Source organism: Vibrio sp. C8 (assembly GCF_054051265.1).
The window spans coordinates 453,149-469,750 of sequence record NZ_JBPAOE010000022.1; the positions used below are offsets into that span (position 1 = coordinate 453,149).

A 16,602-nucleotide genomic window follows, 5' to 3' on the forward strand; every position below is an offset into this window, starting at 1 on the left:
AGTCTCCATTCCCATAGATGATTCATAGATAAACAACTATGTAATGGAAACAAATAAACGTTGCTCATGCCGCAACAACTTCAGTAACAGAAAATAACGGTAATAAAAATGTGGTTACTGCTGTTGAGTATAAGGAATAGAAAAGAAATGTGAACGGATAGGGCTCTCAAATTTTTATGCTGCTGTCATTAGTTAGAAACATTACATTCACCTTTTAGTCACATTTGAAAGATAAGCTCCTGAATCTTAGAAATCTAAGTTGCAATGATGCAATAACTATAACTAGTAAAGTCAAGGAGTCTCCAATGTGGAATCGTGATGAGCAAGATTCTCAGTTCAGTGAAATGATCGAAGCGAGATTGTCTCGCCGTGGTTTCCTAACTGGAACAGCAGCAGTGAGTGCGGGTGCTTTTTTAGCGCTTAATCCAGTGGCAAAAGCGGTGGCAGCAAAACCGACATCGTCACTATTGAATTTTGAGCCAGTGCCAGCCTCAACCGCTGATATGGTTGTTGTTCCTAAAGGCTACAAAGCAACACCGCTCATTTCGTGGGGTGACCCAATTTTCCCCAATGCTCCTGACTTTGATCCGAGTGGAAAACAAGAGTCTGCCGCTCAGGCGCTTCAATTTGGTGATAACACTGATGGTATGAGTTTGTTCCCGATCAGCGATGATCGCGCAGTTCTAGCAATCAATAACGAATACACCAACTATGAGTATTTGTTTGATCACCAAGGCAAGAATATGACTGCTGACGATGTGCTGAAAGCACAGGCGGCAGTAGGTAACACCATTGTCGAAATCGTACGTAAAAATGGTCAGTGGATGATTGACCGTAACGGCAAACGTAACCGCCGTATTACCGCCAATACACAAATGAAGATGACGGGTCCGGCAGCAGGTCATGAACTGCTAAAAACGGCAGCCGATCCATCGGGCACTATGCCAAAAGGGACGTTTAACAACTGTGCAAACGGTCAAACGCCTTGGGGTACTTACCTAACGTGTGAAGAGAACTTCAACAGCTTCTTTGGTGCAAATACCGAAGGCAGTGTTAATGCCGACCAAAAACGTTACGGCATTTCTGCTAAGCCAAGTGATTACCAATGGCATAAATTCGACGAACGTTTTGACGTAACGAAGAACCCGAACGAGCCAAACCGCCACGGCTGGGTAGTGGAAATTGACCCGAATGATCCGAACTCAACGCCTCTTAAGCGTTCTGCTCTTGGTCGTTTCAAACATGAAAATGCCGCGTTAACCATTAACAAAGACAACCACGTTGTGGTGTATTTAGGTGACGACGAGCGTGGTGAGCATCTGTACCGATTTGTATCGAAGAACAAATACCAGAAAGGTAATGATGCAGCGAACCGCAATTTGCTTGAAGAAGGCACCTTGTATGTTGCTCAGTTCGATATGGAAGACAAAGCGCTGAAAGGTCAAGGTCGTTGGCTAGAACTGACTTTCGGCAAAAACGGCTTAACGCCTGAAAACGGATTTAACAGCCAAGCGGAAGTGTTGATTTTTGCTCGTCGCGCTGCAACACAAGTGGGTGCCACGACTATGGATCGCCCTGAATGGGTAGCGGTACATCCAAATAATGAATACGTATTCTGTACTCTGACCAACAACAAGAACCGTGGTAAAGAAGGTCAGCCTGTGGGTGGTCCGAACCCGCGTGAGAAAAACAACTACGGCCAGATTGTTCGTTGGATGCCGGTAAAAGGTGACCACACTGCAGAGATGTTTGCATGGGATCTATACCTGATTGCGGGTAACCCAACAGTAAACCAAGGTAACTTGTACGCAGGTAGTGAAAACATCAATGCCAACAATATGTTCAACAGCCCTGATGGTATTGGTTTTGATAAAGCAGGTCGTCTGTGGATTCAAACCGATGGTAACTATTCAAACAAGGGCGAGTTTGCAGGGCAGGGTAATAACCAGATGTTGTGTGGCGACCCAATCACTGGCGAAATCCACCGCTTCTTAACTGGGCCTGTGGCTTGTGAAATTACAGGGTTAACCTTCTCTCCAGACCAGAAAACCATGTTTATTGGCGTTCAGCATCCGGGTGAAGAGTTACAAGCGTCGAACTTCCCTGCTGGTGGTTCTTCTAAGCCTCGTTCAACCATCATGATGATTACTCGTGAAGATGGCGGCGTCATCGGTGCTTAAAGCGTAGTGAATGAACGAAGTTGTGACTGATATTGATAAGTAAACCCAGCGTGCCAAGGAAGGCACGCTGGAGCCCCATGGATGGGTCTATGCGTGTTTATGTTCAATACAGTCATCATTGAGGTGTAGACATGTTATGCGATAAAGGTAGACACAAGGCCAATCACACCACCGAAGATACCGCCCCAAACAACTAGCCAGCCAAGGTGTTCTTTAATCATTTTCTGCACCATCTCTTTGACCAGCTGAGGCGTTAACTCGCTTAAGCGTTGGTCAATAATGCCCTCAATGTTGGTTTTGATTTCATCTAACATTGCCGGTGATTCTAGCTGCTCTTTAAGGGCATTTTTTACCGATTCACTCTGACTGATTTCCACCATAGATTCTTGCATCTTCTCTACGAATGGCTGCTTCATTGGCTGAAGTGCCTCGGTACCGCCAAACATTGCCAACATGCCGCCAAATTGAGAGTTCGCGATAACATCCACTAACTTGTCAAAGCTTGGGTTGAAGTCGACTTTGGCGATAATCGGCGTTAAGTCGAGCGGTTGTTTGCCACTGAGCTCTTGATTCAGGAAGCGGTCAATATTGGTGTCAGTAAAAAACTGCTCCATCATCAAGGTCTTAATTGCATTTTTGAATGCTTCAAATCGCGCTGGAATCACCCCTGAACCATATAAACCGGGTACTTTCTCAAATAACATATGGATAGCTAGCCAGTTGGTAATTGCGCCTGAAAAAGCGAACAAACCCGCGTACAGAGCAAACTGATTCTGAGTGGTATAACCCACAGCCAATAGCACAAGAGAGATAAGGTTGGTGATAAGACTTTTATTCATGATTGATGAAATTCATTTTGTTGAAACAGAAGTTGGCGGAATTTTATGAGAAATTCGCCACAGTGAAAAGAGAAGAGCCAACCTTTATAGGATGGCTCCTGTATAGTTGGCTCTTTATCTTTAGTTGTTATTCGCTATTTTGTTTTGATTAGTGAGACTGCTTATTCAGGCTACGTTCTCTTCTTCAAGGTCATCACAACCGATAAAACCGCCAGTCTGATGAGCCCAAAGATGGGCGTAGATGCCGTCCTGCTCGATAAGTTCATGGTGCGTACCTTGTTCAATGATCTTGCCACCATCTAAAACAATAAGCCTGTCCATCGCGGCAATCGTTGATAGACGGTGGGCAATCGCAATCACCGTTTTACCGTGCATCAGCTCAAGCAAACTTTCCTGAATGGCAGCTTCCACTTCTGAATCTAGTGCAGAAGTTGCTTCGTCTAAAACCAGCAGTGGCGCATCTTTGAGTAATACTCGTGAAATAGCGATACGCTGACGTTGACCACCCGACAGTTTCACACCGCGCTCGCCCACTTGAGCATCGTAGCCTGAGTTGCCATGTGGGTCGGTCAGGTCAGTAATAAACTCATGAGCATGCGCTTGTTTGGTTGCTTTGAGCAGATCTTCTTCGGTTGCATCCGGTCTGCTGTACAAGATGTTGTCGCGAATTGAACGGTGCAACAATGACGTATCTTGCGTCACCATACCAATAGCGCTACGCAGTGAATCTTGAGTGACTTTAGAAATATTCTGGCCATCAATCTTAATCTCTCCGCTCTCCACATCATGGAAGCGCAGAAGCAGATTCACTAAGGTTGATTTACCCGCACCAGAACGTCCCACCAAGCCGACTTTTTCGCCTGCTTTGATATGCAGATTAAGGTGATCAATTACACCTTTGTTCTCGCCGTAGTGGAAGCTGACATCGTTAAACTCAATTGCACCTTGAGAAACGACCAGATCTTTGGCGTCTTTATCATCTTGGATATCAATTGGTTTAGACAGCATCTGCATGCCATCAACCACAGTACCCATGTTTTCAAACAGGCCGCCAACTTCCCACATGATCCATTTCGACATACCGTTTATACGCAGTGCCAGTGCAATCGCAATCGCAATTGAGCCTACTGATATTGCACTTTGCATCCACAAGTAGATAGACATAGCGGAAATCACAAACACCAGAACGTAGTTTGCAAGCTCAACACAAATGTTAAAGCCTGTAACTAAACGCATTTGTCGATATACGGTATCGAGGAAACTGCCCATGCCTTCTTCTGCGTATTCAGTTTCACGTTTACTGTGTGAAAACAGCTTTACGGTAGCGATGTTGGTGTAGCTGTCGACAATGCGCCCTGTCATTTGTGAACGAGCATCGGCTTGCTCTGAAGAGACGCTTTTAAGCTGTGGTACAAAATGAAGTTGAATAGAGACATACGCGACTAGCCAAATTAGCATCGGCAGCATTAAGCGCCAGTCTGCCTGAGCCAGCATGACGACCATCGCGGTAAAATAAACTGCGACGTAGACAAAAACATCCAACGTTTTCATCACGGTTTCGCGGATCGCCAGCGAGGTTTGCATTACCTTGGTCGCTATACGGCCAGAAAACTCGTCCTGATAAAAAGATAAGCTCTGTTTCAGCAGGTAACGGTGTGCCAACCAACGTATCGACATCGGATAGTTGCCCAGCATGGTCTGATGTATCACCAACGAATAGAAGCCGATCAATATAGGCATCACAACCAAGATAAGCACGGATAAACCCATCAGAGTATCTTTATTGTCCGCCAAAAATGTTTCTGGGTTGCTACCTGATAACCAATCGACTAATTGCCCCATAAAGCCAAACAGTGAGACTTCAATGATGGCGATTGTGGTACTCATTAACGCCAATAAAATCAGCGGTTTTTCAAAGCCTTTTGTGTAATGCAGGCAGAATGCTAAGAGTGTATTGGGTGGCCTGTCTGGCTCCTTTTGAGGAAACGCTTCGGTGAAGCTTTCAAATTTCTTATACATTGAAGATCCTTATTGTTATTCATTCACCACATCACAAATAGGCAGAAGTCGTTGTGATGCGAAAGCGGGATAATTTTTTCGTTGCTTACTGTGCCGACAACGAAAATATGCAATTGAATGCTTTATGTTCAGCAGTATATCTCTAAACCGAGGTTATTCAGAGTACAAATATCCGCCAGTATAAAACGCTGCGGCTTGTTCGGTATTCATTCATTAAATTGAATGCACCATGCACTTGTTGCATAAAAAGTGCATATATGCCGCTTAGTTAAAAAGTGGTCAGTAATATTTACTGCTGTTAATTGAAACGGCAGTAAATGAGAAGGTTTGCTTGCATTTGTTAGCCAAAATTCAGTGAAAGTTATTATAACAAACTGTTTACAATCCAAAACATTGCTGAACAAACGGATGTGTTTCAACCATGCTACAAGCGCAAAATTTATCCCAACGTCACTCAGATGTTGTGCAGAATGCCAACTGTGTTGTTATGGTCCCGCCAAAAGAGTTTAAGTTCAATGCGGAGACGGCTCAAGACAACGAATTTCAGAATCAATCTTCCTTGTCTGATGAACAAGTCACTCAACATGTCATGGCTGAATTCAATCAAATGGTCACCAAGCTACGCCAAGAAGGTGTTCAAGTAGTTGTGTTTGATTATCCGTTGGGCGATGTGGCAACACCGGATGCGGTATTCCCTAATAATTGGTTCAGTACCACTGTTGATGGCGCTTTCTATACCTTTCCAATGGCATGCACTAATCGCCAGTATGAGGTTCGTTCAGGTGAGTTGATTGAGCAACTTTCTTTTGCTGGTCGCACCATCGTACGCCAAGATTCGCTGGTGGAATACCAAAAGCAACATGCGTATCTGGAAAGCACTGGCGTTATGGTGATCGATCATATCAACCGTACCATTTATGCCGCACTTTCCCTGCGTTGTGATCGTGAAGTTCTTGAAGATTATGCTCAACGCATTGGCTACGAGCGTGTGGTTTCTTTCCAAACGGCTTTGCCTTCAGGGCAACCGATTTATCACACCAATGTGATGATGGCGATTGGAGAAAGCTTCTGCGTAATTTGTGATGAAGTGATCCCCGAATACGAGCGTCGCTTTGTGCTGAAGTCGCTGGCAAAAGATAAACAGGTGATTTCCATTTCACTGGAGCAGATGAATCAGTTTTGCGGCAATATTTTGCAACTAGAAACGGTAAATGGTGACAAGGTTATTGCGATGTCTCGATCTGCATTTGAGGCATTTTCTCCGGCGCAACGAACTCAGCTTTCCAGCCACGGTAAACTGCTGCCATTCAATGTTGAAACGATTGAAAACATCGGTGGAGGAAGCGTTCGTTGCATGTTAGGGGAAGTGTTTCTGCCAGCCCGTAGTCATACCCTCTAAGTTAGACATTCGCTAGTCGTCTCTATATTGGGTAACGATATCGGTAGCTTGGTCTATGTTTTCGATCAGAGCGTTAACGCATACAGGATCAAGCTTGCCAATTTCTACCATTGATTGCAGTTCTTTGATTGAATCTTCAATCGACATAGGCTCTTTGTAAGGGCGTTTGCTGGTTAGTGCATCGAATATGTCAGCTACGGTGACAATTCGCGCTTCTATCGGTATTTCGTCACCGATCAGACCTTTCGGATAACCTGTTCCATTTAAGTATTCATGGTGGCCTGCCACAATGTTGAGCATTAATTGTGAATCGCTGAGATGGGAGAGTTGATAGTCATCCAGAACCTTAGAGATGATTTTTATCCCTTTATCGACATGACCTTTCATAATTTCAAACTCTTCTTCAGTGAGCTTGCCGGGTTTGAGCAGTATTTTGTCGGGAATTCCTATCTTGCCAATATCGTGCAATGGACTAAACAAATAGAGATGCTCAATAAACTCATCGGTGAACTGAAATTGATCGGCGATCGATTTCGCTATCATGCGTGACAAGAGCGCCATTCGGTTAAGATGCATGCCGGTTTCGAAATCTCGCAGGTGAGCGAAGTCTCTCGCAGCCTGAGCGGTGGCCAACAATGCCTGAACCGTTGATATCTCACTGACGATAGTTAGAGTAATCAGTTTGGTTAGCAGTACCAAATCTCTTTGAACTTGCTCGTCAAAGTAACCTTCTATTTGGCTGTCAATGAAGATAAAACCAATGAAATGATTATCTGTCATCATTGGTATGGTGAAAGAGGAGCGATATTTCTGTTCGAGAAGCCAATCAGAATGGGCGGTCCCTGTGCCAATCTCATTTTCAATTTTGTCGATAACTCGGCACAAACCACTCTCTCTAAGCTTCTGCAACTGATAGCTTTTACTCAGCGGAAACTCATAACGACTAATAGCGTGCCCGGAGTTAGTACTGTTAATAAAGGTTTTCAGTAGATCGGTTTGCGGGTCATAAAGGGCGCAGGCAATGCGACACACGCCCGGTGAGTGTTCTAGTATCCGGTCATGTAGATCTTTAAGCCTGTCCGTCAACGAGTGTTCTATATTGTTTAAAGGGTTGTGTAATATGCTAGCCATTTCTAAGCCCAACCTTGTTTGCCAGATAAACTAATTATAAATGGCATTATCTGAAGCGTTTCTAAATCTCAACTATTGGCCTAGTTTCGTGAGTCCGAGCACAAACTATTGCTAGTTTCTAAAAGAGCTACATTGGATTCATATCTGTTTATAATGACGCATCGTTTTTTAAGACCGAAGTAAAGGGCTCTCAATGACCAAAACTTTTTATATGATGCGCCATGGTGAGACGCTGTTTAATGTGAGAAGAAAAATCCAAGGTTGGTGTGATTCACCGCTAACTGAAAAGGGGATTCGTCAGGCAGAACTTGCCGCCAAGTTTTTTGACAATATTGAACTCGACCGCCTCTACAGTTCTTCTACTGAACGCGCCAGTGATACCGCTGAAATCGTGACCCGCAACAGAATGCCTTTAACCCGCCTGAAAGGGTTGAAAGAGATGAACTTCGGTAGTTATGAAGGTGAGAGTGAAGATCTGCATCCAAGTTACGAAGCTCGTGAAACACACTATTTGCAGTTTGGTGGCGAGTCTCGTCAGCAATTGAAAGATCGTGTGCTGAAAACTTGCATTGAAATCATGGAGCAAGAAGATAACAACACGGTTCTAGCGGTGTCGCATTCAGGTGCATGTAAACACTTTTTGTCCCTATGGCACGACTTAGATGATGTGCTGAAAGGACCAATCCCGAACTGCTGCGTAATCAAGTATGAGTATGAAAACAAAACCTTTAAGTTGGTGGAAATATTCGATATAACCAAAAACTTCAAGGAATAGTATTCATTCACATATAAGACGGACAATTAAGATATGGACATCATTATCGATAGCCTTAAAGGCGGAGAAGTTATAGGACTCCTGGAAGAGCATTTAGCTGACATGTACGCCACTTCTCCACCTGAAAGTGTGCACGCGCTCGATGTAAACGCGCTTAAATCCCCCGAGATCACTTTCTTTAGCGGCTGGCGAGATGGGCAGTTAATGGGGTGCGTGGCGATCAAACAACTGGACGAATCACACGCTGAGCTGAAGTCGATGCGCACCTCACGTCACGCCAGAAAATCAGGGGTAGCAACTCGGCTACTGCAACATGCTTTGAACGTATCAACGGAACGTGGGTATCAACGTGTAAGCCTAGAAACAGGCTCGGAAGAGTACTTTCTTGCGGCACGAAACCTTTATGAGAAGTTTGGTTTTAATTACTGCGAACCGTTTGCAGACTACAAACCCGATCCGAACAGTAAGTTCATGACTGTTGAGCTAAGGTAGCCAATGCATTAGAACAGAGAGAAGACACGGAAGTTGTTTTGGTAAGGCTCAAAGCTCAAAGCAGCCTAAGCTAGTTCTCAAAGTTGATGCTTTCTACGTAATAAAATAATTCCACCCCGATCACAAAATCACCAAAAAAGTGCGATTGGTCACATTTTTGTGCAGGCCTGTTAAGTTCACTTAAGTGTAAATCTATTGATATCAATAAGTTAACAGTTGGCACTGCTTATGCAATTCTTTTCTATAGACAGGTATGCAGGAGATCAGTGACATGGAAATGATTGGCAATAACTTTATTCTTGGTTTGGTCGGTGAAGTTTCTACATTAGTTTCAAAAGGTTCACGTCGTAGTTTGCTGAAGCATCAGGCTTCAGTTACCAAGTTACTGGATATGATTGATATGGTCAGACAGCATCGATCTTTCACTCACCAGTTTCTGTTTAATCATCAACAAGAGGTTGTAGACAAAATCGCAGCGCTTGATGAGGAGATGACGAAAGCAATCACCAAACTAGCCAGTGACCGTTACGTTGGCAATTCTATTGAAAGAATCGCACTGAAAAACAAGCTGTCCCAGTTAACCAGTAGCTACAAGGAACGTTCGATTTCAAACAATTTGGTGGCGCACGGCAAGGTGATTCGCCAACTGATTTTTCAGATCGATAGCCAGATTCTTATTTCTCTTGATAAAGCCGACAAGCTGGAGTTAGCAGGAGAATACAATGATCAGTGGCAAGCGGTGATGTCTGGTATTGAAGCGTTGACTCAGTATCGATTAAGCATCATGGCAATGAACATGAACTTAAAACCGGCACTACTGGCAAAACAAGCGAATGTTCTCTATTCCAAACTGGTAAAAGTAAGTGACGTGTATTCGGATTACCATCCAGATTTGAATGAGTGTATGACACAGCTGGAAAGATATTTGACCGAGCATAAACATACAGAAGAGTATCAGGCGAAGTTGTTTGATTTGAGTTCAGAGATTTCAGCAGCCTTGGTTGATGTTTATGAAGCGATCATTGAAAAAACCTTCGCTAAAGCCATAAGCGGTGGACATGTCGCTGAATGATTAGCAAGATAAAAACGGGAGAGCTTTTGGCTCTCCCGTTCTGTTCTCTGCGATAGTTAATATTTACGGTCACATGCTGTGAGATTGCTATTGGATCATTAACATCGATGAATTTGAAGGATCTAGGATTTGCATTTCTTCTTCGGTTGGTAATGAAGAATCGCCATTGAAGATGGCAGTTGCAGTATTTCTCCTTCGGCATGGCCTGGCTGAATATGAGACAAGTTGGTGTCACAGACAATTTTCCAGTCCTGACCTCGATCATGGGGCAGTTTAAACCTTGCCGGAGCATTGGTTTGGTTGATCAAATACAACATCTCTTGCTCATCTTCACCAATCCCCATGTGCAGAGCAACCGCACTGACTCTGTTCCAATCATCATGTTCCATCAGTTCACCGTCTACTCGTCGCCAGAAGATACGGTTAAAGTTACGTTCGTCACCACTGAAGGCTCGAATGAATGGAACCATATAGGTTTGACGAGCAGCAACCATTTTAGCTATCCACTCTTTGAAGATACCTTTACGTTCTGAATTTTCCCAGTTTATCCAACTGATTTCGTTATCCTGACAATACGCATTGTTATTGCCCTTCTGAGTGTGGGAGAGCACATCTGCGGTGAGAATATGTGGTATACCAAACGCAAACAGCAGGCTTGCCATGAAGTTACGCTTTTGGCGCTCACGGGTTGCCTGAATCACAAGGTTATCCGTTTCGCCTTCTTCACCATAGTTATCAGAACGGTTATCACCATGGCCATCACGGTTCTGTTCACCGTTGGCTTCATTGTGTTTGTGCTTGTATGACACCAAGTCTTGAAGCGTATAGCCATCATGATAAGTAATGTAGTTGACGGTTAGTTTATATGGCCAGTTCGCTGCACTGTAGAGATCCCGTGAGCCCATCAGTCGCGTCGCAAACTCTTTCAGATAGCCCTGATCGCCACGCCAAAAGCTGCGGGTAATGTCGCGCAGTTTGTCATTGGTTTCGTTCCAGCCAAAAGGGAAATTGCCCACTTGGTAGCCGTTAGGACCAATATCCCAAGGCTCGGCAATCAATTTTACTTCTCGCAGTATTGGATCTTGAGCTACGGCTTTGAAGAACGCAGCGTCTTTGCTGAAATCATCTCCTCGACGACCTAGTGTTGCGGCTAAGTCAAAACGGAAGCCATCGATTTTGTACTCGTTTACCCAGTAACGCAGAGTATCCATTACAAGGTTTAATGAAGGCTGATAAGAGAGGTCAACAGTGTTGCCACATCCAGTGAAATTGGCGTAATGAGGACCGTGTCTCAGGTAATAATTGGGGTCTAGTGCTTTGAGGTTAAATATTGGACCATCTTGTCCGCCTTCCGCGGTGTGGTTGTACACTACATCGAGAATGACTTGGATGCCTTGCTTATGCAGTTCACGTACGACGGTTTTGAATTCGGTTACCGCGTCTTTAACAGCGTAGCGAGGGTCAGGAGCCATAAACACATAAGGGTTGTAGCCCCAATAGTTCACTTTGCCCATATCCAACAAATGAGGTTCGTGCATACAAGCTGCAATCGGAAGCAGTTGCAAGGTGTTGATATGTTGCTCACGATAAAACTGCAACATCGGCTCACTGATTAAGCCCAAATAGGTTCCACGAACAGCACCATCCACATTCGGGTGAAGTTGTGTTAGCCCTTTTACGTGCGTTTCAAACAGCACCATTTCATCACGAGAAATTGCAGGTTTGTGTGAGTCTTGCCAGTCGAAGTCATCGCTTATGACGATACACTTCGCTAGCTCAAAGCTGTCCTCTTCAGAGAATGGAGGAGTATAAGTAAGTGGAGCATCGAGGGCTTTTGCATAAGGGTCTGACACGTACAATAAACTGTTGTCGTCTGCATGCGAGATAAAACCATACCGTTGTCCCGCTTTAATACCCGCCATGTAGGTGTGCTTTATTCCAGCATACTCTCCTTCCAAAGAGTGCGTTTCGTAACTGCCATCAGAATTGAATAAGGCAAGGACCAAATCATCGTTGGCAGGCGCATAGATAGAAAAGTTGCATCCATTTGGGTCAAGCGTTGCACCTAAAGGATACGGACGAGAAGCTGTAGTAGTCATCGTAAGTTACGTTCTTATAGTTAGAGTTAAGTTACCCACTTAATTAAGTAAAAAGCTTTGTGACTATTAGGTCAAGCGCTGCTTAATAAAATATATTTTGTAATTTCATTACATTTTTATGAACAATTTATCGTCAAATAGTGATCTAATGCATTTTGTATTCCAATAACCTGAAAGGTTTCGATCACTACTCCCCCTAAATTGCGTGATCAACGTTTCAAAAACACCATACCTGAAAAAAACTCCTCCCTAATCATCCCCCTCAAATTAATTTAGGGTGGAGGAAGTCATCCCTATACGACTTGATTAACCTAAATAGCGTTGAAACAACTGGGGACTTGTCCCGTCTTACCTCTTTTTATTTTGGCCGGATTTCTGCCTTTTCGGCTCCAAGTAGAAAGAGAACTAAGGAACTAAAAATAAAATCCTATTTGGAGTTAAAAATGAAAAAAGTAAGTGTAATTGCTGCCGCAGTGGCAACAGCTCTTTTCGCTGGCCAAGCTTTAGCTGAAAACGAAGTAGCACTAGATGTAACTTCTGGTGAAGGTGCAATGAACGTAGAGGTTAAAAACCCAACAGAAGTTATTGCAGATGGTTGGGAAGTTCACGGTTACGCTTCTATGAACTTCCGTATGGTTGATGGTGAAACTGTAGATACTGAGTTTGGTAAGCCAGACTATAAAACTGCAGGTACTCACGGTAAGAGCACTAACCAAGTAGAATTCTCAATTAAGAAGCACACTGAACACCAAAATGGCGTTTGGTCTAACTTCAACGTACGTACTGAGTACGGCAACGGTAACTCTTATGCTTACAGCTCTTCTGGTAGTCAAAAACAAAATGACGACGCGCAGTTTGAAGTTAAAGAAACATTCGTAGAAATCGGTGGTTTTGACTTCCTAGGTCAAGATACGTCAATCTGGGGTGGTCAACGCTTCCTAAACCGTGCTGCAGGCCTGCTTTCTGGTGAGTTCTGGAAACAATCCTCAGGTGTAGGTGCTGGTGTTCAGTCTAAACTAGCAGGGAATACTGCAGGTTTCGCTGTCGTTGTAGCAGACCCAGATGCAGGTTCTAATCTTGGAAGCAAAATTGACTGTAAACAGGATGATGGAACTATTTCAACAGTACCTTCAGAGTGTAAAGTTGTTTCAAATAGTGCCGCAGAGCGTTCGACCTTAACTTCGTATGACTTTTACTATTATGGTGTTGATGTCGGCTTTGGTAGCTTAGACTTTGATTTCAAATACATGGAGCAAGCGAACAAGGACAGCAACGCAGAAGATGGCTTCGGCGCTGCAATTACCTTGAACTCTAGCTACTATGGCCTAGATGGTTGGACTCAAACAGCTATCGCATACGGCAAAGGTGTTGCTCAAAACCGTGGTGTGAACTTCGGTGGCTGGTCTGGCGGCGACGAAAACCAAGAATCAATTTTCTTCACTTCTTACGGTGTGCTTAACATCTCTGAAAACTGGCAAATGGGTTCTGAAATGACGTACTTCGCTGCGTTAGATGAACTATTTACTGCGAAAGACCTAAAACGTTATATTGTTGCTGTTCGTCCTTCTTACAAAGTGAACGACAACCTACGTCTAGAAATGACAGGTTCTTACGCACATGAAGAAGGTGCTGACGGTTACTGGGGTCGTTCTGGCGATGCAGTAGAAAGCGATATTCTAAACCTAGAAGTTGCTGCTGCGTTTACAGTGAATGCTGACTACTTTGGTCGTCCACAAATTAAACCTTACGTAAGCTACATTTCTGCTGATGATGAAGCGAGTGCTTCACAAATCGGTATCAAAGATGGTAAGAGTGAAACTGTTATCGGTGTTCATACTGAAATCTGGTTCTAACCCGATACCATTAGCGAAGGCAGCCTAGGCTGCCTTTTTGCGCAATCACTAGAGAGATAAAATAATGACAAGAACAAAAACCTTACTTGCTGTTTCCTTAGGTGCTCTACTTACTGGTTGTGCGACTCAGTCCCAGACTCAATTGCACATCGATCCCCCGACGAATACTGAAATTTGCTGTTCAAGCTATGCGCAATTCCCTTTTGCACAGCTTGGTGACAACGCGAATATTAAATTTGATATCGATTTGGCTTCTCCTGTGGGTAGTTTTCCAACTGGAAACAGTCATTTTGCGGCTTTTCGCTTTAGCGACCGTTCACAAGACCTCTTGCTGACATTGTCTAGTCAGTTTGTGAACGATTCCGTATTTGCTCCAGAAGTCATATTGCTCAACGAAGCATTTCAACCCGCAGCTCAATATTCATTAGAAGAATTCCAGACTAAAGCGGCGGACGCTTTTAGCCGTACTCAATACGTTACTCGCTTCAGAGTTGATGCGGCGAAAACGCCATACATGATCGTTTACACGTCTGCTGAGACTTTAGGTCAACGAATTACCGTTGATCACCCAGCAAAGGTTAGATCTAAAGAATTCGGCGAAGCTATGCCAATGGTTGTGGATCCAACCTACACTTATCAACTTGGTGGAACACTAGGATTAGAGGTGGAAACACTGAAACTTCGTCCGTTTAAAGCGAACCCGCAAACGGCAGTTGCAGAACCAGTAAAAGCGAAAGCTGTTGTGATTGAAGCTCAGCCAGAGACAAAAACGTTCTACCTAAACGCAATTCAAAAGGCAGTGGCAGACAATGACATTCCTAAAGCCCTAAGCCTACTTGATGAAGCCAAAGCTCTTGGTATTGAAGATGCTCAAGAAGTGTTTGTGAAAGCGGTGAACGCCAAATAATTCAATTATGGATTCGATTTGAAAACAAAGGAGCAGTAATGCTCCTTTGTCTGTTTTATCGCTACAGTTTTGTTCTATCGCTGCAGTTTTACGGCAAACGATTCAAACGGAAGCAGTGTCAGTTCTCCGTTGAGGTTATCTCTTGGCGGGTAGTTACTAATCAGGTGTTCAACACTGTCTAGCCCTGCAACTTCAGATAGTGAGAGAGTTTGAGGCTCTTTGCTGAAGTTATTTACTACCAGAATTCTATCGTCTTCATCTTCACGTAAATAGGCAAACACGGCCTCATGAGATTCGCATACAGGCGTGAAGTGACCGTACACAATCACAGGCATAGTTTTTCGTAGCTGAATTAACGATTGGTAGTGATAGAAAATGGATTCACTGTCTGCGAGCGCTTGTGCAACGTTGATGTCCACATAGTTTGGGTTCACTTTGAGCCAAGGCTTAACAGTGCTGAAGCCCGCATATTCTTGATCATTCCACTGCATCGGAGTGCGGGCATTGTCGCGGCTGTTTTCATGCAGCGCCGCCATCATCTCTTCATGGGATACACCCGCTTCGGTACGTACTTTATAGAAGTTCAGAGTCTCAATATCTTGGTACTCATCCAGTGAATTGAACTCTACATTGGTCATACCCAGCTCTTCACCCTGATAGATGTAAGGCGTTCCTTTTAAGAAATGCAGTGTTGTTGCCAGCATCTTGGCTGATTCGACACGATATTCACCGTCGTCGCCATATTTGGACACTGCGCGCGGTAAATCATGGTTATTCCAAAACAGTGAGTTCCAGCCTTGGTTTTCTAGCTCGACTTGCCACTTGGTTAAAACCTGTTTGAACTCGCTGAGTTTTAACGGAATCGGCTGCCATTTGTCGCCATCTTTCCAACTAAGCGTGATGTGTTCAAACTGAAACACCATCGACAACTCATTGCGTTCTGGGGCGCTGTAGAGTTTTGCAATTTCCGGTGTCGCACCCCAAGTTTCACCTACGGTGAGAAGATCTTTATCGCCAAAAGTTGCTCTATTCATTTGCTGTAATAGGGAGTGCAAACGTGGGCCATTACCCGTAATTTTTTTGTCGATCTCTTTTCCGATAAGGTCAATAACATCAAGGCGGAAACCACCAATACCTTGTTCTATCCACCAGTTCATCATGTCGTGAACCGCTTGCTGAACTTTCGGGTTTTCCCAGTTCAGGTCTGGCTGGCGTTTAGAGAACAGATGGAAGTAATACTGCTCTGTGGTCGCATCCCACTCCCACGCGCCACCACCAAAAATGGAGCCCAAATCGTTGGGCGGTGAACCGTCAGCATTGGCATCGCGCCATATATAGAAATCACGATATGGGCTGTTTTTGGATGATTTCGCTGAAATAAACCACGGATGTTCATCTGAGGTGTGGTTTACGACTAAATCCATCACCACTTTTATATTTCGTCTGTTTGCTTCATCAAGTAGGCATTTCATGTCTTCCATGGTTCCGAACTCAGCAGCGATAGCCTGATAGTCTGAAATGTCATAGCCGTTGTCATCCATAGGTGACTGATAAACGGGCGACAGCCAGAGTACGTTCACACCCAAATTATTCAGATAATCGAGTTTGCTGATGATGCCCGGCAGGTCGCCAATACCATCGTGGTTAGAGTCGCAAAAGCTGCGAGGATAAATTTGATAGACAACGGCATCATGCCACCACTGTTTTTGCATAGTACTTTCTCCCAAATTTCAACAAGACTCTAAGCAATATAGTGAGATAGAGGGAAAAAGAACAATTGATTAGATTTACTGTGATATAGAATTTAGCTATATCATGTTGAGTTGATACTGGTTT

12 protein-coding genes are annotated in these 16,602 nt (G+C 44.0%); 7 read left to right on the plus strand and 5 right to left on the minus strand.

All coding sequences use genetic code 11. The annotated features are described in order from the left end of the window. Positions 1–305 precede the first annotated feature (305 nt). Positions 306–2,180 carry a PhoX family protein gene (locus ACRQQK_RS13310; protein WP_457512128.1) on the plus strand — a complete coding sequence of 625 codons (1,875 nt, stop codon included), beginning with the start codon at positions 306–308 and terminating at the stop codon, positions 2,178–2,180. A 134-nt stretch (positions 2,181–2,314) separates the two neighbouring features. Here ACRQQK_RS13310 and ACRQQK_RS13315 read toward each other — a convergent pair whose 3' ends face one another. Together ACRQQK_RS13315 and ACRQQK_RS13320 are read right to left on the minus strand one after the other, a co-directional pair. Further along, positions 2,315–3,019, minus strand: a complete 705-nt coding sequence (locus ACRQQK_RS13315) for a DUF445 domain-containing protein (RefSeq protein ID WP_102953258.1) — start codon at positions 3,017–3,019, stop codon at positions 2,315–2,317. A 165-nt stretch (positions 3,020–3,184) separates the two neighbouring features. Continuing rightward, positions 3,185–5,038: an ABC transporter ATP-binding protein gene (locus ACRQQK_RS13320; protein WP_457512131.1), complete on the minus strand. Its 1,854-nt coding sequence runs from the start codon at positions 5,036–5,038 to the stop codon at positions 3,185–3,187. Between the two features lie 421 nt (positions 5,039–5,459). On the opposite strand from ACRQQK_RS13320, the gene ACRQQK_RS13325 reads away from it, so the two are divergent. After that, entirely contained in the window at positions 5,460–6,437 is a 978-nt protein-coding gene (locus ACRQQK_RS13325; RefSeq protein ID WP_457512133.1) for an arginine deiminase-related protein, read from the plus strand. A 12-nt stretch (positions 6,438–6,449) separates the two neighbouring features. Here the strand turns inward: ACRQQK_RS13325 and ACRQQK_RS13330 are convergent, their stop codons facing one another. Continuing rightward, positions 6,450–7,568, minus strand: coding sequence for an HD domain-containing phosphohydrolase (locus ACRQQK_RS13330; protein ID WP_457512135.1), 1,119 nt, complete (start codon positions 7,566–7,568; stop codon positions 6,450–6,452). Between the two features lie 193 nt (positions 7,569–7,761). Here ACRQQK_RS13330 and ACRQQK_RS13335 point away from each other — a divergent pair, with 193 nt between their 5' ends. The 3 genes from ACRQQK_RS13335 to ACRQQK_RS13345 all read left to right on the plus strand — a co-directional run bounded on the left by ACRQQK_RS13335 (position 7,762) and on the right by ACRQQK_RS13345 (position 9,907). After that, entirely contained in the window at positions 7,762–8,343 is a 582-nt protein-coding gene (locus ACRQQK_RS13335; protein ID WP_457512137.1) for a histidine phosphatase family protein, read from the plus strand. 33 nt (positions 8,344–8,376) lie between these two features. Next, positions 8,377–8,835 carry a GNAT family N-acetyltransferase gene (locus ACRQQK_RS13340; protein ID WP_457512139.1) on the plus strand — a complete coding sequence of 153 codons (459 nt, stop codon included), beginning with the start codon at positions 8,377–8,379 and terminating at the stop codon, positions 8,833–8,835. Positions 8,836–9,106: 271 nt separating this feature from the next. Further along, positions 9,107–9,907, plus strand: coding sequence for a hypothetical protein (locus tag ACRQQK_RS13345; RefSeq protein ID WP_457512141.1), 801 nt, complete (start codon positions 9,107–9,109; stop codon positions 9,905–9,907). 122 nt (positions 9,908–10,029) lie between these two features. Here ACRQQK_RS13345 and glgX read toward each other — a convergent pair whose 3' ends face one another. Next, positions 10,030–12,006 (minus strand): glycogen debranching protein GlgX, encoded by a 1,977-nt coding sequence (gene glgX, locus ACRQQK_RS13350; protein WP_457512143.1) that lies wholly within the window; start codon positions 12,004–12,006, stop codon positions 10,030–10,032. 443 nt (positions 12,007–12,449) lie between these two features. Between glgX and ACRQQK_RS13355 the strand changes: the two genes are divergently transcribed. Together ACRQQK_RS13355 and ACRQQK_RS13360 are read left to right on the plus strand one after the other, a co-directional pair. After that, the gene (locus ACRQQK_RS13355; RefSeq protein ID WP_457512145.1) at positions 12,450–13,859 is read left to right on the plus strand and encodes a carbohydrate porin; all 1,410 of its coding nucleotides are present in this window, start codon (positions 12,450–12,452) and stop codon (positions 13,857–13,859) included. 64 nt (positions 13,860–13,923) lie between these two features. Then, the gene (locus ACRQQK_RS13360; RefSeq protein WP_457512147.1) at positions 13,924–14,766 is read left to right on the plus strand and encodes a MalM family protein; all 843 of its coding nucleotides are present in this window, start codon (positions 13,924–13,926) and stop codon (positions 14,764–14,766) included. A gap of 74 nt (positions 14,767–14,840) precedes the next feature. Here ACRQQK_RS13360 and ACRQQK_RS13365 read toward each other — a convergent pair whose 3' ends face one another. Further along, entirely contained in the window at positions 14,841–16,478 is a 1,638-nt protein-coding gene (locus ACRQQK_RS13365) for a glycoside hydrolase family 13 protein (protein WP_457512149.1), read from the minus strand. Positions 16,479–16,602 lie beyond the last annotated feature (124 nt).